General features: G+C 67.8%; 19 protein-coding genes. 10 read left to right on the top strand and 9 right to left on the bottom strand.

What is annotated here, in order from left to right; all coding sequences use genetic code 11:
* Positions 1-287 precede the first annotated feature (287 nt).
* Positions 288-881 carry a Fur family transcriptional regulator gene (locus tag RAB71_RS11715; protein ID WP_201764395.1) on the top strand — a complete coding sequence of 198 codons (594 nt, stop codon included), beginning with the start codon at positions 288-290 and terminating at the stop codon, positions 879-881.
* A 5-nt stretch (positions 882-886) separates the two neighbouring features.
* Here the strand turns inward: RAB71_RS11715 and RAB71_RS11710 are convergent, their stop codons facing one another.
* The 4 genes from RAB71_RS11710 to RAB71_RS11695 all read right to left on the bottom strand — a co-directional run bounded on the left by RAB71_RS11710 (position 887) and on the right by RAB71_RS11695 (position 4,910).
* On the bottom strand, positions 887-1,813 hold the full coding sequence (locus RAB71_RS11710) for a helix-turn-helix transcriptional regulator (RefSeq protein WP_234006572.1): 927 nt from the start codon (positions 1,811-1,813) through the stop codon (positions 887-889).
* Between the two features lie 93 nt (positions 1,814-1,906).
* Positions 1,907-2,506 carry a DJ-1/PfpI family protein gene (locus RAB71_RS11705; RefSeq protein ID WP_158255545.1) on the bottom strand — a complete coding sequence of 200 codons (600 nt, stop codon included), beginning with the start codon at positions 2,504-2,506 and terminating at the stop codon, positions 1,907-1,909.
* Positions 2,507-2,816: 310 nt separating this feature from the next.
* The gene (locus tag RAB71_RS11700; protein ID WP_010342938.1) at positions 2,817-3,830 is read right to left on the bottom strand and encodes a zinc-binding alcohol dehydrogenase family protein; all 1,014 of its coding nucleotides are present in this window, start codon (positions 3,828-3,830) and stop codon (positions 2,817-2,819) included.
* A gap of 180 nt (positions 3,831-4,010) precedes the next feature.
* Entirely contained in the window at positions 4,011-4,910 is a 900-nt protein-coding gene (locus RAB71_RS11695) for a LysR family transcriptional regulator (RefSeq protein ID WP_010342939.1), read from the bottom strand.
* Between the two features lie 169 nt (positions 4,911-5,079).
* On the opposite strand from RAB71_RS11695, the gene RAB71_RS11690 reads away from it, so the two are divergent.
* From RAB71_RS11690 to RAB71_RS11680, 3 genes are all read left to right on the top strand, one after another.
* Entirely contained in the window at positions 5,080-6,210 is a 1,131-nt protein-coding gene (locus RAB71_RS11690; RefSeq protein WP_050946575.1) for an L-dopachrome tautomerase-related protein, read from the top strand.
* A 106-nt stretch (positions 6,211-6,316) separates the two neighbouring features.
* Positions 6,317-7,096: a glycine betaine ABC transporter substrate-binding protein gene (locus tag RAB71_RS11685; RefSeq protein WP_010342941.1), complete on the top strand. Its 780-nt coding sequence runs from the start codon at positions 6,317-6,319 to the stop codon at positions 7,094-7,096.
* A 343-nt stretch (positions 7,097-7,439) separates the two neighbouring features.
* Positions 7,440-9,536, top strand: coding sequence for an ATP-binding protein (locus RAB71_RS11680; RefSeq protein ID WP_100224021.1), 2,097 nt, complete (start codon positions 7,440-7,442; stop codon positions 9,534-9,536).
* Between the two features lie 166 nt (positions 9,537-9,702).
* On the opposite strand, the gene RAB71_RS11675 is transcribed toward RAB71_RS11680, so the two are convergent.
* Positions 9,703-10,611, bottom strand: a complete 909-nt coding sequence (locus RAB71_RS11675) for an NAD(P)/FAD-dependent oxidoreductase (RefSeq protein WP_010342943.1) — start codon at positions 10,609-10,611, stop codon at positions 9,703-9,705.
* Between the two features lie 2 nt (positions 10,612-10,613).
* Positions 10,614-11,057: an Rrf2 family transcriptional regulator gene (locus tag RAB71_RS11670; protein WP_010342945.1), complete on the bottom strand. Its 444-nt coding sequence runs from the start codon at positions 11,055-11,057 to the stop codon at positions 10,614-10,616.
* Between the two features lie 260 nt (positions 11,058-11,317).
* On the opposite strand from RAB71_RS11670, the gene RAB71_RS11665 reads away from it, so the two are divergent.
* The gene (locus RAB71_RS11665) at positions 11,318-11,737 is read left to right on the top strand and encodes a hypothetical protein (protein WP_010342946.1); all 420 of its coding nucleotides are present in this window, start codon (positions 11,318-11,320) and stop codon (positions 11,735-11,737) included.
* Here the strand turns inward: RAB71_RS11665 and RAB71_RS11660 are convergent.
* A complete protein-coding gene (locus RAB71_RS11660; RefSeq protein WP_010342947.1) occupies positions 11,721-13,235 on the bottom strand; it encodes an MASE1 domain-containing protein in 1,515 nt (504 codons plus the stop codon). The genes RAB71_RS11665 and RAB71_RS11660 overlap by 17 nt on opposite strands.
* 347 nt (positions 13,236-13,582) lie before the next feature.
* Between RAB71_RS11660 and RAB71_RS11655 the strand changes: the two genes are divergently transcribed.
* Together RAB71_RS11655 and RAB71_RS11650 are read left to right on the top strand one after the other, a co-directional pair.
* Entirely contained in the window at positions 13,583-14,335 is a 753-nt protein-coding gene (locus tag RAB71_RS11655; protein ID WP_010342948.1) for an AraC family transcriptional regulator, read from the top strand.
* An 82-nt stretch (positions 14,336-14,417) separates the two neighbouring features.
* Positions 14,418-14,870, top strand: coding sequence for a VOC family protein (locus RAB71_RS11650; protein ID WP_010342949.1), 453 nt, complete (start codon positions 14,418-14,420; stop codon positions 14,868-14,870).
* A 250-nt stretch (positions 14,871-15,120) separates the two neighbouring features.
* On the opposite strand, the gene RAB71_RS11645 is transcribed toward RAB71_RS11650, so the two are convergent.
* Positions 15,121-16,392, bottom strand: coding sequence for an Nramp family divalent metal transporter (locus RAB71_RS11645; RefSeq protein ID WP_010342950.1), 1,272 nt, complete (start codon positions 16,390-16,392; stop codon positions 15,121-15,123).
* A 227-nt stretch (positions 16,393-16,619) separates the two neighbouring features.
* On the opposite strand from RAB71_RS11645, the gene mntR reads away from it, so the two are divergent.
* The 3 genes from mntR to orn all read left to right on the top strand — a co-directional run bounded on the left by mntR (position 16,620) and on the right by orn (position 18,254).
* A complete protein-coding gene (gene mntR / locus RAB71_RS11640; protein ID WP_029562095.1) occupies positions 16,620-17,084 on the top strand; it encodes a manganese-binding transcriptional regulator MntR in 465 nt (154 codons plus the stop codon).
* Positions 17,081-17,581: a tRNA adenosine(34) deaminase TadA gene (gene tadA, locus RAB71_RS11635; RefSeq protein WP_010342952.1), complete on the top strand. Its 501-nt coding sequence runs from the start codon at positions 17,081-17,083 to the stop codon at positions 17,579-17,581. Before mntR ends, tadA begins: the two co-directional genes overlap by 4 nt.
* Positions 17,582-17,681: 100 nt before the next feature.
* Positions 17,682-18,254: an oligoribonuclease gene (gene orn, locus RAB71_RS11630; RefSeq protein WP_010342953.1), complete on the top strand. Its 573-nt coding sequence runs from the start codon at positions 17,682-17,684 to the stop codon at positions 18,252-18,254.
* Between the two features lie 91 nt (positions 18,255-18,345).
* Here the strand turns inward: orn and RAB71_RS11625 are convergent, their stop codons facing one another.
* Positions 18,346-19,296 carry a mechanosensitive ion channel family protein gene (locus RAB71_RS11625; RefSeq protein WP_087943476.1) on the bottom strand — a complete coding sequence of 317 codons (951 nt, stop codon included), beginning with the start codon at positions 19,294-19,296 and terminating at the stop codon, positions 18,346-18,348.
* Positions 19,297-19,300: the final 4 nt, after the last annotated feature.

The following is a 19,300-nucleotide window of genomic DNA, read 5'->3' as shown; positions in this document are numbered from 1 at the left end:
TGGCTCGATGGCGAATTCAGGCCAGAGTGTTTTTCAATTCGGTCAGCTAGTCACTGGGCGCACAGGGTGGCCGGAACGCGACATGCTCTGGCCTGATGGCGCAATGCGCGCTCTGCGCATCCACGACTAGTCTGTACAGGCGGCGCTGACGTCGCACTGGTGCGCAGCAGCGCGACGGCACTTGGCGCGCGTCGTCCGTGACAGCCGGAAGGCCACGCCGTTCCGAGGTTTCCATCTGGCGTGGCGAAGGGGGGGGAATGGAACCATGCGATGACGCGCTTGCGATCGTGGACCTGGCCGCATCCTCCGAGCGGCGCGCGAAATGGCTGTCAGGCAAACACAAACACAGGACGATGCGCAAAGCTGCAGCCAGCCTCGAGAGCGGATGCGTGGTGTCGAATCAGGATCGGCGCCTGATCGCGCACGAGCTGCGACCGACGGCCGCGCGTGCCGATGTCTTGCGCGCCTTGGAGCAGGCGGCGCCGAGTTGTCTCGATGCCAGCCGGGTGTACCGCCTCCTGAGCGGTCGGCGCGATCGCCTTACGCCGGGATCGGTGTATCGGGCACTGCACGATCTGTGGGGCGCCGGCTTGCTGGTTCGCACGGAAGGCACGCGTGGGCGTGCGTTCTACGCGATCAAGCCCGACCTGCTGACCACCCGCCACGACACGCTGCGCTGTCGCTGCGGCGCGCGACTGGTGTTCATCGAAGACCCGGTCTTGCGTGCGCACCTTCGGTCACTGGCCTGCGAGGAGGGCTTCGTGCTCGACGCGGAGACCGTCTTCACCATCACCACGACGTGCGCGCGATGCAGGCAACCCCGCACTGCGGCACATGGGGTGGCAGAGGACGAACGAAGGTCACGCACCAGGCGGGCCTGATCCGATCAAGGCGAGATGTCGTTGGGGAGCACGATGCCGGGCACGGGAGCAAGCTCGGCGCCGTTCCTGCGGGCGGACAGATAGCGCGCTGGCGGCTTGCCGACGGCCTTGCGGAACATGGTGACGAACCCGCTGGCGTTTTCGTAGCCCAGTTCCAATGCCACGGTCTGCACGCTATCGCCCTTGGTCATGCGTTGCAGTGCCAGGATGACGTGCAGTTGCCGGCGCCAGCGCCCGAAACTCATGCCGATTTCGTGCAGCAGCAGGCGGCTCATGCTGCGCTCGCTCATCCCGATGCGGGTCGCCCAGACGGCCTTCGAGGTCTTGTCGGTGGGGTCGGCAAGCAGCAGTTCCGCGAGGCGGCGCAATCGCGCGTCGCGCGGCATGGGCAGATGCAGATCCTCGACCGGCGCTTCCACCAACTCGTCGAGCAGTGCGGCAATCAGCCGATCTTCCCGGCCTCCCTGCGGGTACAGTGCGGGAAAACCAGCCACCTTCAGCAGCAGCTCACGCAGCAGGGGCGATACCGCAATGGTGCAGCAGCTTGTCGGAAGATCGGCGGCGGCATCGGGATCGACGAACAGGCAATGGCATTCGGTTTCGCCCGACCCGCGCGCCGCGTGGGGCAGGTCACCGGGGATCCAGATGGCGCACTGCGGCGGCACGATCCAGACGCCGTCTTCGATTTCGCAATTCAGGACGCCGCGAACGGAGTAGATCAGCTGCGCCTTGTGGTGCCGATGCCGCGCATTCTCCCAGTCCTTTGTCACCGAGGTGGCGCGCAGGGCGACGACGGGGCGAGGAACGCTGTCGACGTCCAGAGACTCGATGACGTCGGTGATGGCCACGCTCGACATGATGCGCTGGAACTCGTGTTGCCGTGGACTGCTGTCTGTTTTGAATAATACTATTAAAAAACTTTCCAATTGCATGCAGCCGTTGTTGCGGCAGGCTTCTTCGTGACGCGTAGGGCGCGCGGCAGCATATTGCCCCTGGCATGGCGCCAGCGAGCGCCTTCGACTGCATCAGCCGTGGCTGGGCATCGGCGCGCCTACCGCTTCGCGAATGGCGGCCGGCGCCGTGGACCAGGCGCCTGCATGGAACGGCGGCTTCGGGTCGTACTGGATCTTCAGCTGTGCCTTCATCGCTTCCGCATCCCCGCGCAGGTGGCCGATGAGTGCCAGCGTCATGTCCAGCCCGGCCGAGACGCCCGCGGAGGTCCAATACTTGTCGCTGATCACCCACCGCTCGTCTACATAGGTCGCGCCCTGGTCGTTCAGCATGTTCTGCAAGGCCCAGTGCGTGGTGGCGCGGCGGCCGTGCAGCAGCCCGGCGCGGCCCAGGATGAGGGCGCCGGTGCACACGCTTGCGGTGATCCGCGATGTCCTGTCGATCCGCCGGATCCAGCCCATGACGTCGGCATCGTTGGAAACCTCGCGCACGCCCATGCCGCCACCCGGGATGAGCAGGACGTCGGCCTTGTCGATGTCCTGGATCAGCGCATTCGCCTGATAGGTCACCATGCCACTGTCGCTGCGGTAGGGATCGCGGGTCTTGGCCGCCAGCACCAGGTCGATGCCCGGCACCCGATGCAGCAGTTCGTAGGGGCCGATCCAGTCGAGCATGGTGGTGCCCGGGAACAGCAGGATCACCACCTTCGTTGGCGCCGCGGCGTTCGGGGGCGTCGTGCTGTCCGGATGCGTCTTCGATGGCGAGCTCGCCGGCGTGGACGCCGCGGCCATCACGCGGGGGCGGCCAACAATGCGCCCAGGCCGAACAGCCCCAACTGGCTGACATAACGTCGCATCGCGTTGTGGTCCATGGGGTCTCCAGGCTGGGGCATGTCGTTCTCCTCTTGATGGCGGTAGGTGGTCGCTGGGCCGGCGGTTGCCGACGGGAACTGACAGGGGCCGACGTCGGCGCCGTGCAGGCTGCTCAGAAGCCCTCGAGCACGATCTTGCCGCGCGCGCGATGCGTCTCGATCCATTCGTGCGCACGCCGCAGATTGGCGGCATTCACCGTGCCGAAGTGTCCGGCGAGCGTGGTGCGCAGCACGCCGGCATCGATCAGCGATCCGACGCGAGTCAGCAGTTCGTGCTGGCGGATCTGGTCGGGCGTCGCGTGCATCGACCGCGTGAACATGAACTCCCAATGCAGCGACACGCTCTTGGTTTTCAGCTTGCGGACGTCGATGCGATCAGGATCGTCGATGAGCGCGATGTGCCCCTGCGGGTGGATCGCGGCGACGATCTCGTCGAAATGGCGGTCGGTCTGGTTCAGGCTCGCGATGTAATCGACCCCGGCGAAGCCGATGCGCCGCAGTTCTTCAGACAGCGGCTTGGTGTGGTCGATCACATGGTGCGCGCCGACGTCACCGACCCATTTGGCGGTTTCCGGACGCGACGCGGTGCCGATCACGGTGAGGCCGGTGAGCCGTCGCGCCAGTTGCACGAGGATCGAGCCGACGCCACCGGCCGCGCCGATCACCAGCAGCGTGGCGCCTTGCGATGGGTCGCCTTCCGGAATCTTCAGGCGATCGAACAGCAATTCCCAGGCCGTGATGGTGGTCAGCGGCAGGGCCGCCGCCGCCGCGAAATCGATGCGCTGCGGCATCCGTCCGGCGATGCGCTCATCGACCAGATGCAATTCGCTGTTGGTGCCGGGGCGCTGCAATGCGCCGGCGTACCAGACCTTGTCGCCGGGCTTGAAGCGCGTGACGGCAGTGCCCACGTCGCGCACCACGCCGGCTGCATCCCAACCGAGCACCTTGGCTTGGCCGGCTTCCGGCGCGACGTTTGCGCGGATCTTGACGTCGACCGGATTGACCGACACCGCGCGGACCTCGACCAGCAAGTCGTGTGCGCCGGGGACGGGGTCGGGCAGGGTCAGCTCGACCAGCGCGTCGGCATCGCTGATCGGCAAGTTGCGGTAGTAGCCAATGGCTTTCATGTGCGCTCCGGACTGAGGACAGGATCGAACCGGCGTGCGGCAGCAACGCGTCGTTGCCGCGGGCGGGTTCGGCTTACGCCATGATCGTCATGCGCCGCACGCGGTAACAGGCGCCATGCGCGATATCAGTTTCAAAATTATTTTGAAATCTTCCGATCCGGCGCGAGGTGCCCGTCTGCTTCACTCCAGATAGCCGTTGACCCTGTGCAGCAGGAAGTCGCGCAGTGCGTTGACCGTGGGAGACAGCATCGCCCGGTGCTCGCAGACCAGGTGCAGCGGCGCGCGTTCCCCCTCGAAGTCCGTCAGTGCGGCCTCGAGGCGGCCGGCGCGCAGGTCGTCCAGCACATCCAGCCTGGACTTGTAGGCGATGCCGAGTCCCGCCACGGCCCAGCGCCGGACCAGTTCCCCGTCGTCGCTGCTGCGGTCGCCGTGCACGGTCACCACCTCCGGCGTACCGCCGCCGAAGAAGGTCCAGCGATCGTGCAGGGCATCGCTCAGGGCAAAGCGCAGGCAGTTGTGCCTTGCCAGATCGGCCGGTGTCGTTGGCCGGCCGTGGCGCAGAAAGTAACCGGGCGACGCGCACAGCACGCGCCGGTTCTCGGGCGCCAGCGGCAGCGCGACCAGCGAGGAGTCCTCGGACACGCTGTAGCGGATCGCCACGCTGACCGGGGCGCGGATCATGTCGGTGATCTGGTCGCCGATGCGGATCTGCAGGGAGACGCTCGGGTACTGCGCCTGGAACGCGTCCAGCCATCGCAGCAGCACGGTGCGCCCCAGGTCGGACGGCATCGACAGCGACACCGCACCGCCGATCATTTTCCGGCCCTGGGCCACCGCATTGCGTCCGGCCTCGACCTGCTCCAGCACCTTGCGCGCGTACTGCAAGTAGCGTTCGCCATCCGGCGTCAGCCGCAGGCTGCGCGTCGATCGCGCGAGCAGCCGGGTGCCGAGTTCGGTCTCCAGCCGCTTCAGCGCCACGCTGGCGACCGCGGGCGTGAGGTCCAGTTGGCGGGCGGCCGCCGACAGGCTGCCATGGTCGGCCGCGGACACGAAGATCCGCACGTCTTCCAGTCTGATCATCCAAGTCTTTCCAGCAGATGCGCCGCGCCTTGGGCGCGGGATGCGACGGTGATGGGGTGATTTTCAAAATTATCACAAGACTGCTTGCCCCACCGGGTGCTGTTTCCGGACAGGTCCACTCACCACACTCCGGCAGGCCTGTCATCCACACGTCCTGCTGGAGAAACCCATGCCACACCACTTCGCCCCGCCTCGGTGGGTCCTGTTTGTCGCCGCCAGCCTCGCAGCTTGCGGTGCGTTCGCAGCGTCCATCGCCGCATCGGCGGCGGCACCCCCCGCAACGCTTGTCGTCGTGCGCGAGAGCCAGCAGATGCCGTGGAATGCGGCGGCGCTGGATGGACGAGGGCGCTTCATCGTCAGCACGCCGCGCTGGACGGGCAATACGGGCCCGGCCGTGGCCATCGCGCGCAAAGATGGCGCGCTCGCTCCCTATCCGGACGCCGGCTGGAACAGCTGGACGCCGGGCAGCGCCGCGGCGCACGCGTTCGTCAGCGTCAACGCGATCCACAAGGACGCGCGCGGCGATCTCTGGATCGTCGACACGGGCACGCCGGAGTTCGGCGGCACGCCGGTCGCCGATGGCGCCAAGGTCGTCCACATCGATCCGCGCACCGATCGCGTGGTGCGCGTCTACCTCTTCCCGAAAGACGCGATCCGCGATCACTCCTACGTCGACGACATCCGCATCCACGGTGGACATGCCTACCTGACCGATGCCGGCGAAGGCGCGGTGATCGTGCTGGACCTGGACAGCGGCAGTGCGAGGCGCCGCTTCGATGGCGCAGCGTTCGCCCGCGCCCGCGCCAACGACAGGATCATCGTCAATGGCAAGGTGCTGACCGGCAACGACGGCAAGCCGCTGCAGGTCAATGCCGATCCGTTGGAGTTGAGCCCGGATGGCCGCACCCTGTACTTCGGCCCACTGACCGGCCCGCTGTCGCAGATCGAGACGCGCTATCTGGACGATGACGCCATCGACGACGCGGCACTCGCGCAGCACGTGCGCCCGTGGTTCGACAATCCGCCGATCGGTGGCACCGCGATGGGCGCCGATGGCAGCCTGTACTACACGCCGCTGGCCGACAACACGCTGATGCGGCGTGCGCCGGACGGGACGGTATCGACGATCGCGCACGATCGCGATCTGCGTTGGGCCGATGCGCCGTTTCTCGATGGACAGGGCCACGTCTACTTGCCGGTTGCGCAGATCGACGGTGCGCCGGCCTTCAATCGGGGTACATCGACCATTCGCTTCCCGGTGAAGCTGTACCGGGTCGATCTGCCGGCAGGCCAGCGCTAGCTGCGCGTTAGGTGCGGCATGTTCGTCGCCGGGCGTGCTGCGCAGTCCTTCCGTCCATCAGAGAGCGCCGGGTGAATCGGCGCTTCTTTCCCCGGAGTCGAATTCCATGGCCCAGACCCTGCAGGTTCGTCTGCTGACGATCGATCTCTCGTTTCATCGTGCGGCCTCCGGTGTGATCCGGTCCGTTCTTGCCCGCCATGGCGTGGACGTGACGGAAACGCTCGCCCCGCATGCGCAGGCCTTCGCACAACTGCACGCGGGCGAGGCCGACATGCTGTGCAGCGCATGGCTACCCGACAGCCACGGCGTCTATTTCGCTCCGATGGCGAGCAGGTTCGAGAAGGTCGCCGTCCTCTACCGCCCCTATGCGTACTGGGGCGTGCCGGACTACGTACCGCAGGCCCTGGTGTCCTCGATCGAGGATCTGCGCAAGCCGGAGGTGACTGCACGCATGCACAAGCGCATCCAGGGCATCGGCGCGGGCGCGGGCATCAGCCGGTTCTCGCGCGCGGCGATGACGCAGTATGGCCTTGCAGAGGCCGGTTATCACTTCGAGAACGGCACGCTGGACGACTGCGTGGCGGCGTACGAACATGCGGTGCAGCACGGCCATTGGGTCGTGGTGCCGTTGTGGAAGCCGCAGTTCCTTCATGAGACATACGCGATCCGGCCACTGCAGGATCCGCTGGGAGTGATGGGCGGCGCCGACGAGGCGACGCTGCTCGCGCGCCATGAGGTGATGCACCGGTTGCCGGAAGCGGCAGCGGCCGCGTTGCGTAACACGTATCTGGGCAACGAAGCGGTGTCGCGGCTGGATGATCTCGTCTCGCGCGAACGGATGGATCCGCTGGAGGCCGCGCGTCGCTGGTCGCAGGCCACGAACTAGCGATGCCCTGTCGCCGCGCCAGGTGAGCGGGTTCGGGATCGGTGCCAGCGTGAAGGTCTGGCGCCAAGCGCTGCGGTTCGTCTCGCTGCATCCAAACGCCGCTTCGGCCGCAGACCTTGATGCACGTCGCACGCGCTTCACGCGGCACCTATGCCAACATGGTCTTCCGACGGACCGTGGCGGCCGCGCTTTCAGCGGATCTCGGTTTCATTCATGACGAATCGTCTCCAGTGTTATCCATTAACACCGCTGCGGCGATCGTAGATAGGTGCACGTGTACCGAGAACTGGCTCAGGCCCAGCGTGATGCGCAACTGGATGCGGAGCAGCGCAAGGCGCTGCTGATGATCGCGTCTGGGGCGCCCATGGCCGAGTGCCTGGATGCGCTCACCGATGCGGTCGGCCGGCTTGTTCCAGACGCCCGCGCCTGCGTGCTGCTGGCGAGCCAGGACCGCCGCACGATGGGCGATGGTTACTCGTCGCATTTTCCTCCTGCGTTCGCCGCGGCCATCCGCGGCCTGCCGATCGGGGAAGCGCTCATCGGCACCTGCGGCACCGCCATCCACGAGGGGCATCCGGTCGAGTGCGAGGACGTGGAGCATGCGCCGCAGTGGGCCGCGCCCTGGCGTTCGCTTTGCCTGGAAAACGGCATTCTGGCGTGCTATTCGCACCCGGCGATCGGGCAGGGCGGCAAGGCGGTCGGATCGTTTTTCCTGTGTCTTTCCGAAGCGCGGCAGGCCAATGCGTGGGAGCGCAAGGTCGCCGAATTCGGCGCACTGGCGACCAGCATTGTGGTGGAGCGGGAACGTGCAGCCGCGCATCTGCGCAAGGAAATGGCCGCGCTCGCCCGGTTGCAGGAGTTGAGTGCCGAACTGGTCGGTCCCGGGGAGTTCGAACCGCTGCTGCAGAAGATCCTCGCGGCGGCCGCCGACATCTCCGGCACCGACAAGGGCAACATCCAGATCTTCGATCCGGTCAAAAAAACCCTGCGGATCGTGGTGCACCAGGGCCTGGGGGCGCGGCTGGTCGAGCATTTCCGCGAGGACGGCTGGGACGCCAGTTGCGGGGAAGCGGCAAAGCAGGTGCAGCGTCTGGTGGTGGCCGACGTGGAGAAGCTGGAGGGCCTGCAGGGGACACTGGGCCTGGAGGTGGTGATGGAGGACCAGATCCGCTCCATCCAGTGCACGCCGTTGCTCAGCCGCGATGGGCGGCTGCTGGGCATGCTCAACAACCATTACCGCTGGCCGGGCGGCCCCGACCCGGACGCGCTGCGTTACATCGACCTGCTCGCCCGGCAGGCCGCCGAACTGGTGGAGCGCCATCAGATCGAGGCGGAGCTGGCGCAGGAGCGGCAACGCAAGGACGAGTTCCTGGCCATGCTCGCGCACGAACTACGTAATCCGCTGGCGCCGTTGCGCAACATGCTGGAAGTGCTCAAGCGCTCGCACGGCAACGAAGCGCTGTCGCGCAAGGCGCAGGAGGTCATGGAGCGGCAGGTACGGCACCTGGTGCGGCTGGTGGACGACCTGCTCGACGTCAACCGCATCAAACAGGGCAAGCTGGAGCTGCGGCGCGAGCAGTTGCTGCTGGCCGAGGTGATCCAGCAGGCGGTCGAGGTCTGCCGTCCTGCGCTGGACCAGCAGCGGCATCGGTTGCGTGTGGTGTTGCCGGAGGCGCCGCTGCCGCTGCAGGGAGACCCGGTGCGTCTGACCCAGGTGTTCGGAAACCTGCTCACCAATGCGTGCAAGTACACGCCTCCCGGGGGAGACATCGAAGTCCGGGTCGACGCGATCGAGGGCGGCGTCGAGGTCGTGGTGCAGGACAACGGTTCCGGCATCCCACCGGACAAGATCGGCGCCATCTTCGAACTGTTCACCCAGGTGGATCGCACGCTGGAGCGTGCGCAAGGCGGGCTCGGCATCGGCCTGATGCTGGTCAGACAACTGGTCGAGATGCATGGCGGCACTGTCGAGGCACGCAGCGAGGGAGCCGGGAAGGGCAGCACGTTCGTCGTGCGGCTCCCCTCCGACGCCGCGCCTGCCGCGGTGTCGGGCACGGGAGATGTCAGGCCGGCACCAACCGTGCGCCGGATCCTGGTGGTCGACGACAACGCGGATATCGCGCTGGCGCTGGCCGCGCTGCTGGAACTGGACGGGCATGACGTGCGCACCGCCGGAGGCGGCGAGGAAGCGCTGGCGATGGGCGCACGCATGCGCCCGGAGGTGATCCTGATGGACATCGGCATGCCCGGCATGGACGGGCGCGAAGCGTGCCGCCGCATCCGCGCGTGCGACTGGGGCAGGGACATCACCATCGTCGCGCTGACCGGCTGGGGGCAGGACGGCGATCGCCAGGATTCTGCGCGGGCCGGGTTCGATGCGCATCTGGTCAAACCGGTGGGCTTTGCCGAGTTGCATGGCCTGTTTGCCGGGCTGGACTGACCTGGTCAGGTTTGGCGCACGCGCACGTCGCGTCTAATGCGTCGCAGCCTACGGGGGCGATGCGCACGGCCAACACGGCTACGTGTGGCATGACGGCGTCCGCGCGATGTGCTCGGCGTAGCCCGCTACGGCCGCGGAATCCGAGAGGGCGTCATCCCGTGCGTGCTTATGCTGGCGGCGCGGCGAAGCTCTCCGGCCAGACCAGCGAACGGTGAAGCTGCGCGCCGGCCATGGCGCCGCTGCCCACGGCCAAGGACAGCGAATGCGGCGCTTTCGCCAGGTCGCCGCAGGCGAAGACGCCGGCCACCGAGGTCCTGTGCTCGGCGTCGATGCGGACCTGGAGGCCCATCGGCGTCTCTTCCAGCTGGCAGCCCATGGCTTCGGCGAGGGAGCCGGACGGGACGGTGCGCGGGGCCGTGAACAGGCCGGCGAAGGTCAGCCGGCGACCGTCGGCCAGGACCACGTCGGCATGCCCGTCGATCCTGTCGATGGGCGCCTCCTTGATCGCCACGCCGCGACCGGTCAGGCGAGCCCTGGCCGCTTCGTCCAGGTGCAGCGCGCCGTTGACGAGCAAGGTCACATCGCCCCATTCGGTGAGCAGTTCGGCCTGGTGCGCGGACAGCGGGCCGGCGCCGACGATGCCGATGCGACCCTGGTCCAGCTCGTAGCCGTGGCAATACGGGCAGTGGAAGACCGCCGTGCCCCAGCGTTCGGCAAGACCGTCGACGGCCGGAAGCCGGTCGGCGACGCCGGCGGCCAGCAGGATGCGACTGCCTTGGTGCGTGCCGCCATCGGAGGTGGTCACCTTGAAGGCGTCCAGGGAGCCGGTGACGGTCAGGGCGTGGGCGTCGAGCCAGGCCAGCGTCGGATACGCGTCGAGCTGCTGGCGCGCGGTCGCCGCGATGGCGTCCGGCGGCACGCCGTCCTGGCCGAGGAAGCCATGTGCATGGCGGGCCGTGCGATTGCGGCGCTGGCCCGCGTCGATCACCAGCACGGAGCGGCGTGCCCGCAGCAATTGCAGGGCGGCGGCCATGCCCGCATAGCTGCCGCCGATGACGATGGTGTCGTAATGCATGCTCAATTCCTCGTGCGTCGTGCCGCCGCATGCCGGCGCGCGAAGTCGGCGGCCAGGTCGGCAAGGGTGATCTCCGAAAACCGCTTCAACAGCAACGCCTCGGCTTCTGCGAACGTGCCTTCCAGTGCGGCATTCACCGCTTGCTCCACCAGGCACGCCGGGGATTCGTGGCGATTGCCGATGGCGAACAGGGCCGGTTCGCCCAGTGCCTCGTGCAACTGGCGCAGGGTGACCGTGGCCAGGTCGACATGGATGCGCCATCCGCCGGCGTGCCCGCGGTCCGAGGTCACGATGCCGGCTTCGCGCAGGTACCCCATCGTGCGCCGGACCACGACGGGGTTGGTGCCCAGGCACTGGGCCAGGGCGTCGGAGGTCATGGGGCCCTCGTGCTCGGCCATGTGCAGCAAAGCATGCAGGACGGAGGACAGGCGGCTGTCGCGCTTCATGTAACTAATGATGTTTCGAAATGCGTGGCGGGTCAAGCACGACCTGCATTCCGGCGTGGTCGATCGCGTGCAACCGGATTCGCTTTGATTGCGGATGCGCTGCTGTCGGCGGCAGGGCGTTTTTTCATCGTGGACAGATAACGACCTGGTCGGGCGCGATGGCCGCGGCGCTGTTTGTCGACCGCTTCACGCCCCGGACCACGTACCTTGATCCAGCCTGAGATGCAGGCGGAATTCCCCGGATGGGAAAGGAACATGGAATGAAGACGAAGGCGAAGGGCTTGGCGATCATGGCGGCAGCGGGGCTGGCGCTGTCCTTTCAGGCGCAGGCACAGTCCTGCTGTCCCTCTGGCGGGCATGGGGTGGTGGGCAAGGGACTCGGCGAAAGCGTGCCCAAGGCGCTGAATCTGGCCACGGACTCGGCCTGGCGCGTCTATGCGTTCTCGCGCGATGGCGTGAACTACCTGCAGATCAACGACGCCAGCGGTGTGGTGCGTGCCGCGGTCGGCCGCATCGGCAAGACCCTGTGGGTGCTGCCGATGGGCAGCGACGTGGCGCGGGTCTCGCTCACGGCATCGCCGGCGATGCCGGGTCGCGTGATCTATCGGACAGCGGATGTGGTGGTGCGGCTGCGCGAGGAAGCCAGCGGCGACGCCTGGGAGATCACCGCGTTGGAGTGAGGCCGGCGGCCTGGCTTTCGGACACCAGGAAGCTGAAGCTCAACGCATGGCGGCGCCGGCAGGTGCCGCCATGCGCCTGCAGGCGGACCGCCAGCTCGCGCTCCGGCGCCTCCGGGCGGCGCCGCAAGGCGCTCAGCATCGCGGCATCGGCGGTGATGCGGATGGCGATGCCCTGTCGCCCTCTGGCACGCCATACGCGCGCCTGCAGCAGATGGGTGTGGGCCACGGGCAGCGTCTCGATCGCGTCGAGGATGCAGCGATAGGCCACCAGTTGCAGGCCCAGCGACAGCCGCCGCGGATCACCATGCAGGCGGCAGCGGAACTCCGTCCCGCACAGGTTGGCGAAGGTCGGCGAGTGCAGGGTGGGGTACAGCCCATGCGTCTCGATGCCGAGCGGATACAGTGCAGTGACGTACTCGTCCAGCAACTGCGCCTGGATCACGCCGGTGCGGGTCATCTGCATGGCGGCGGCGTAATGGCCGCGCGCGCGCAGGTCCTCCACCACGTCGCGGCGCAGCTTGTTGATCTGGGTGCTGAGGTCGGTGTAGTCGACCACGCGCCGGCGCAGCGTGCGTTCGGCCGACAGATAGCCGGCCTGCGCGAAGGCCAGCGCCTGCTCGCGCAGGCGTCCGTCGTCGCGCATGTGCCGATAGGCCGCGGAGATGCGCGACCCGAACGCGAACATCACCGTGGCCGTGGCGGCAAGCAGGATCTGCACCACGAACGCGTCGGCGTCGTGCATGCCGGGTGCCACGACCCTGGGCATGGACAGCGCCACGGCGACGTTCGCCAGGACCACGCCGAGCGCCGCGCCCCGCCACCCATGTCGCAGCGTCAGCACGATCGCCGGGATCACCAGCAGGACCATCAGCAGTTGCCGCAGCAGCGCGTCGCCGGCCAGGGCGATCGATGCCGACAGCGCCACGACCACGCCGATCGACGCCAACCCCTCGCGCAGCAGCGAGGCCTGCATCTGCGCAGGCTCGTCGCGGCGCAACCACAGCAATGCCGGCAGCACGAACATCAGCGTGCCGAGGTAATCGCCAAGCCAGTAGCGCAGCAGCACGTCCAGTGGCGCGGGCCCTGCCGGCCCGCCAAGTGCGCTGTTGATCGCGATGTTGCACAGCGTGCTCCACAGCGCGGTCGCCAGTGTCAGCGGCAGCAGCCAGTGATCGTTGCGTGCCAGATCCGGAATGCGTTGACGCACGACGACCGGCAGCAGCGACACGGCCGGCATCAGCAGGAACGGACTCAGATATGCCCAGGTGGCGCTTGCGCCCCAGGCCTCGCTCATCGGAATGCGCAGCGTCAGCAACGCGGCGGCTTCGCCGGCCAGCAACCACGGCCAGCGCCGTGCGGGCAGGAACAGCAGGCTGGCGACGCGCACGCCTGCCGGCAGATACCACTGGTCCACGGAGCAGCGCCAGGCCAGCAGGAAGGCGCTGCAGTAGGCCGCGCTCAGTAGAGCGCCTTTGGCGATATCTCGTCCCGCGGCCATCCCCGCCATCCGTGGTGTGTCGCGGCTACTGTATAAGCCGGCTCGCTGCCGAAGGTAGACAGTTGGCGGCGGACGCGACAGTGTGAGACGCATCGCAGTGATCGACGGAGGCAGACGCATAACCTGCTGGTTTTTCCTGGCTGTGCGTTCGCGTTAGCGGTAACAACGCTGACGCTTCGTTCATTGGCTATCGCACGCTGTGTTCAGAGCGACCGGGCACGTCGTTGGATGGTCTACGTCTATGAGCGGGGAAGGCGTAGCATCGCGCCATGGCTTCCGTGCATCGGCCTCCGGTTCCGGCATTGCGCGGCCTGGTGACATCGGTGTGGGCATACGATCCAGCACCGATGTCGGCAGCCGAACGGGCGCCCGTGCGCGAGCATGTGCTGCCGACTGGCGCCACGCATCTCGCCGTTCGGGTCGGCGGCGCCCCGTTGCAGGTGTTCGACCACGCCGCCGACCTGCATGGCCATTGCCTGGGCCATGCGGTGGTGGGTGGGGTGCGCATGGCGTATCACGTGCGCGATGTCGCACAGCCCGCCGTCTCGGTCGGTGCCATGTTGCGTCCCGGCGCCACCGGCGTGCTGCTTGGCATGCCCGAATCCGCGCTGGCCGGGCATCACACGCCGCTGGAGCTGTTGCTGTCCGCCGGCGAGGTCGATGCGCTGCTGGAACGGCTGCAGGTGTGCATCGATGCGCCAGCGCGGCTGGCGGCATTCGAGCATTGGTTGATTGCGCGTGCTCGTGGCCGGCCACCGATGCTGCATCCAGCGTTGGAAAGGATGTTTGCGTGCGCCTGGCATCCAGGGTTGCGCGTGGAGACCATGGTGCGCGCCAGCGGGCTCAGCCATCGGCATTGCATCGCCATGTTCCGGCAAGCCACCGGTCTCGCTCCGAACGCCTGGCTACGGCTGCAACGGTTCTCGCATGCGCTGGAACTGGCCTGCGACCGATCGCGGGACTGGGCCGGGATCGCCGCCGCCAGCGGCTCCGCCGACCAGGCGCATCTGGCCAATACCTTTCGCAGCGTGGCCGGCGTGACGCCGTCTGCCTGGCGGCGGATGGCCGACCCGGCCGCACCGCGGCACGTGCCGCGCTGAGCGGGGTGCAGGTCAAATCCTTGCAAGACGCTGTGCATGCGCCGCGGCACACTAATGGCCTGTCACCACACGAGGCCTCGACATGGCGATCCACGAGCTCTATGCCTACCTGTGCGTGCGCGACGCAGCCGCCGCAATGGCGTTCTACGCCCGCGCCTTTGGCGCACGCGAACTGTTCCGCCTCACCGAGCCGGACGGCCGTATCGGCCATGCCGAGGTGGATCTGGACGGCCATACGCTGATGTTGTCGGAGGAGTATCCGGACATGGGCGTGCGCAGCCCGGAACACCTCGGTGCCACGCCGGTCACGCTGCACCTGCATGTGGACGATGCCGACGCGTTGGTCGCCCGTGCGGTCGCGGCGGGCGCCACGCTCGAGCGCGGCATGCAGGACCACTTCTACGGCGAACGCTCCGGCACCGTGCGCGATCCCTTCGGCCACCGCTGGCTGATCGGCCACGCGATCGAGTCGGTGACGCCGGAGGAGATGCAGCGGCGCTATACGGCGCTGTTCGCGAAGGCACAGAGAACCTGAGCAGGGAGTGGATGGCCGAGGCCTACCGGCAGCCGCCGCAGTTCGACGTGCGCAAGTTCATCGTCGGCAACGACCACGTCGTGGCCATCGGCCAGATCGCGCTCGCTATCGGCGATGCCGGGACGTCGCTGTTCTCCTGCTGCGACGTCTGGCGATTTCGCGATGGGCGGATGGCGGAATTGGAGGCGTACGTGGTGCCGCTGCCGGCAGCACAGGACCGTCAACCTCGGGCGCGCGCCCGGCCTATCGCTCAGTGCAGCACGGTGTCCGCCAGCAGCTTCAGGTTCAGCACCACGATCAGCGCGGCGATCGCCCAGGCCAGCCAGGCCAGGCCGCGCCGCACCACCAGCGGGCCCATGCGCTGCTTGTCGGTGACGAAGCGCACCAGTGGAATCACCGCGAACGGCAACTGCATCGACAGCACCACCTGGCTCAGCACCAGCAGCTTGGCGGTGCCCTGTTCGCCGTACAGCGAGGTCACCGCGACCACCGGCACGATCGCCAGGCCGCGGGTCAGCAGGCGCCGCGCCCACGGCGGCAGGCGCAGGTGCAGGAAGCCCTCCATCACGATCTGCCCGGCCAGGGTGGCGGTGACGGTGGAGTTGATGCCGGAAGCCAGCAGCGCCACCGCGAACAGGGTCGAGGCCAGGCCGACGCCGAGCATCGGCGCCAGCAGTTCGTGGGCCTGTTCGATCTCCTGCACGTCGGTGCGGCCGTGCGCATGGAACACCGCGGCGGCCAGGATCAGGATCGCGGCGTTGACGAACAGCGCCAGGCTCAGCGCGATGGTGCTGTCGGCCAGTGCCCAGCGCAGCGCCGAACGGCGACCCTGGTCGGTGCGCTCGTAGGCGCGGGTCTGCACGATCGACGAATGCAGATACAGGTTGTGCGGCATCACCGTCGCGCCGATGATGCCGATCGCCAGGTACAGCGCGGCCGGGTCGGTCACCACCTGCGCGCGCGGGATGAAGCCGGCCAGCACCTCGCGCAGCGGCGGCGCGGCCAGCACGATCTGCACCAGGAAGCAGGCGAAGATCACCGTCAGCAGGGCGATCACGAACGCTTCCAGCGCGCGGAAGCCGCGGCGCATCAGGAACAGCACCAGCAACGCGTCGATCGAGGTGATGATCGCGCCGGCGGTGAGCGGGATGCCGAACAGCAGCTTCAGCGCGATCGCCGTGCCGATCACCTCGGCCAGGTCGCAGGCGACGATGGCCGCTTCGCAGGCCAGCCACAGCAGGAAGTTCACCGGCTTGGAGTAGTGCGCGCGGCAGGCCTGGGCCAGATCCAGACCGGTGGCGATGCCCAGGCGCGCGGCCAGCCCCTGCAGCACGATCGCCATCAGGTTGGAGAGCAGGATCACCGATAGCAGCAGGTAGCCGAAGTGCGAGCCGCCGGCGATGTCGGTCGCCCAGTTGCCCGGATCCATGTAGCCGACCGAGACCATGTAGCCGGGCCCGAGGAAGGCCAGGAAGCGGCGCCAGCCCAGGCCGCTGCGCGGCACGGCGACGCTGGCGTTCATCGCCCCCAGGCTGGGGCGCGCCTCGCCACGGCTGGCGTGTTCGGCAGCGGAACGGGGCAGGGGCAGGGGGGCGGCCATGGCGACGACAGCGTGGGGCGGGGTGCGAACGAGTATATAGCAGGTGCTATATGGATTAGCATTGGCAATTCAAATCGCTGCGATAGCCCGGATTTCGGCCAGAATAGGCAGGTGGCCGGCGGGCGCCGGCACAGGACAAGGGCGTTGCGATGCAGAAAAGCGGGAAGTCGATGGCGCCGCCGGCGGTGCTGCTCGACGCCGAAGTGCAGGTCGAAAGCTTCCGCCAGGTGCGCGAGGCGCACCGCCTGGAGCTGATCGAGGACTATGTGGAGCTGATTTCCGACCTGCTCGCCGACGGCGGCGAAGCGCGGCAGGTGGATATCGCCGCGCGCCTGGGCGTGGCCCAGCCGACCGTGGCCAAGATGCTCAAGCGCCTGGTCAAGGGCGGCTGGGTGGTACAGCGTCCGTATCGCGGCGTGTTCCTGACCGCCGAGGGCGAAGCGCTGGCCGCGGCCAGCCGGCAGCGCCACCAGACCGTGGAGCAGTTCCTGCTGGCCCTGGGCATCGACGCGGACACCGCACGCCGCGATGCCGAGGGCATCGAGCACCACGTCAGCGAGGCGACGCTGGCGGTGTTCGCCGAGTTCGTGCGCAAGCACAGCGCGTCGCGATGAGCGCGAGCGACGACGCGCAACGGGCGCGCGACGCGCACTGGATGCGCCACGCGCTGGCCCTGGCCGAACGCGCCGAGCGCGAATTCGACGAGATCCCGGTCGGTGCGGTGCTGGTCTCGGCCGACGATGCGGTATTGGGCGAGGGCTGGAACCTCAACATCGCCGAACACGATCCCAGCGCGCATGCCGAGATCGTCGCGCTGCGCCAGGCCGGCCGCCGGCTCGGCAACCATCGCCTGGTCGGCAGCCGCCTGTACGTGACCCTGGAGCCGTGCGCGATGTGCGCGATGGCGGTGGTGCATGCGCGGGTGGCGGAACTGGTCTATGCCGCGACCGATCCCAAGACCGGCGCCTGCGGCAGTGTGTTCGACCTGCTCGCCGACCCGCGCCACAACCACCGCGTGCAGGTCCGCAGCGGGGTGCTGGCGGCGGAGGCCAGCACGCGCCTGACCAATTATTTCCGCGCCAAGCGCGGCAAGCCGCCGTTGGGCGCGTGAGCGGCCAGCCCCTGCCGGTTGCGCAGGCCGCGCGGTATCATTGAAGTCTGATACGACACTTCCGCGCCGGCCCCGCCGCCGCGAACGACAGGACGGTGATATGGCGCAAGCGCACGTGGCGAACGATCGGCTGATCTGGATCGATCTGGAAATGACCGGCTTGGATACCGATCGCGATTCGATCATCGAAATCGCCACGGTGGTGACCGACGCGCAACTCAACGTGCTGGCCGAGGGTCCGGAGTTCGCCATCGCCCATCCGCTGCAGACGCTGGAGGCGATGGACGAGTGGAACCGCAACCAGCACCGCCACTCCGGCCTGTGGCAGCGCGTGCTTGACAGCCAGGTCACGCTGGCCCACGCCGAGGCCGAGACCATGGCGTTCCTGACCCAGTGGTGCAAGCCCGGCACCTCGCCGATGTGCGGCAACTCGATCTGCCAGGACCGGCGTTTCCTGCACCGGCAGATGCCGCGGCTGGAGCGTTTCTTCCACTACCGCAACCTGGACGTGTCGACGCTGAAGGAACTGGCGCGGCGCTGGGCGCCGACGGTGTCGGCGGGGCTGACCAAGACCTCCTCGCACACTGCGCTCAGCGACGTGCACGATTCCATCGACGAACTGCGCTACTACCGCCCGTTCATGGGCAGGCTGGGCGGGCAGGGCGAGGGCTGATCCGCGATTCGGACGCCGTCGAGGCGCATGCGGAGAGCGCCCGACGATCGTCGGGCGGATGCACAGGCAGTACAGGAAATGACGCCGCCGCTCAGCGCGCCAGCGGCGGTCCCGGCTTGGTCTCGCCGTCGTCGGTGACGCCCTTGGTCAACAGCTCGGCGATCGGGCGGCCGTCGGCATCGTGGTGGTACACGTGCAGGTCGCGCTGCGGATACGGAATGCTGAGCCCGTTCTCCAGCAGCTGGTTGCGGATCTGCTCCAGCGTGCTGCTCTTGGCCGCGCCGAAATCGCCGTTCTTGGCGTAGCCGAACAGAATCAGGTCCACCGTGCTTTCGCCCAGGTTGGTGACCTGCACGAACGGGGCCGGCGTCTTCAGGATGTTCGGATTGTCCTGGGCGATCTTCAGCAACAGCTCCTGCGCCTTCTTCAGGTCGTCGCCGTAGCCGACGCCGACGGTGATCTCCAGGCGCCGGTTGGGCAGGGTGCTGTAGTTGACGATCGGCGCGGTGGTGATGGTGCTGTTGGGCAGGGTCACCATGCGCTCGTCGAAGGTGCGGATGCGGGTCTGGAAGATCCGGATCTCGTCGACCACGCCTTCCTGGCCGGCCACCACCACGTGGTCGCCGTCGCGCATCGGCCGCAGCACGATCAGCATGACCCCGGAGGCAATGTTGGACAGCGAGTCCTTCAGCGCCAGGCCCACCGCCAGGCCGGCGGCGCCGAGCACGGCGAACAGCGAGGTCGGCGGCACGCCGATCTTCTGCAGCGCGGTGACCAGCACCAGCACCAGCATCAACGCATAGGCGACGTTGCGCAGGAAATTGCTGAGGGTGGTTTCCACCCGTGCACGCAGCAGCGCACTGCGCAGCCATTCGCTCAGACGCTTGGCGATCCACATCCCGACCACCACGATCAGGATCGCCACGCCCCAGTTGAGCGCGTACTGCGCCCAGTCCAGGGTCCGCCAGTCGAACGGACGCGCCGCGCGCGTCGCCGGCGCAGCGGTCGTGGCCGCCGTCAGTGCCGTCAGCCACGACTGCATCGGC

It is taken from the genome of Xanthomonas sacchari, from assembly GCF_040529065.1.
Taxonomy (GTDB): Bacteria; Pseudomonadota; Gammaproteobacteria; order Xanthomonadales; family Xanthomonadaceae; genus Xanthomonas_A; species Xanthomonas_A sacchari.
The sequence above is the reverse complement of the archived record's forward strand: the minus strand, read 5'-3'. Positions and strand labels throughout refer to the sequence as shown.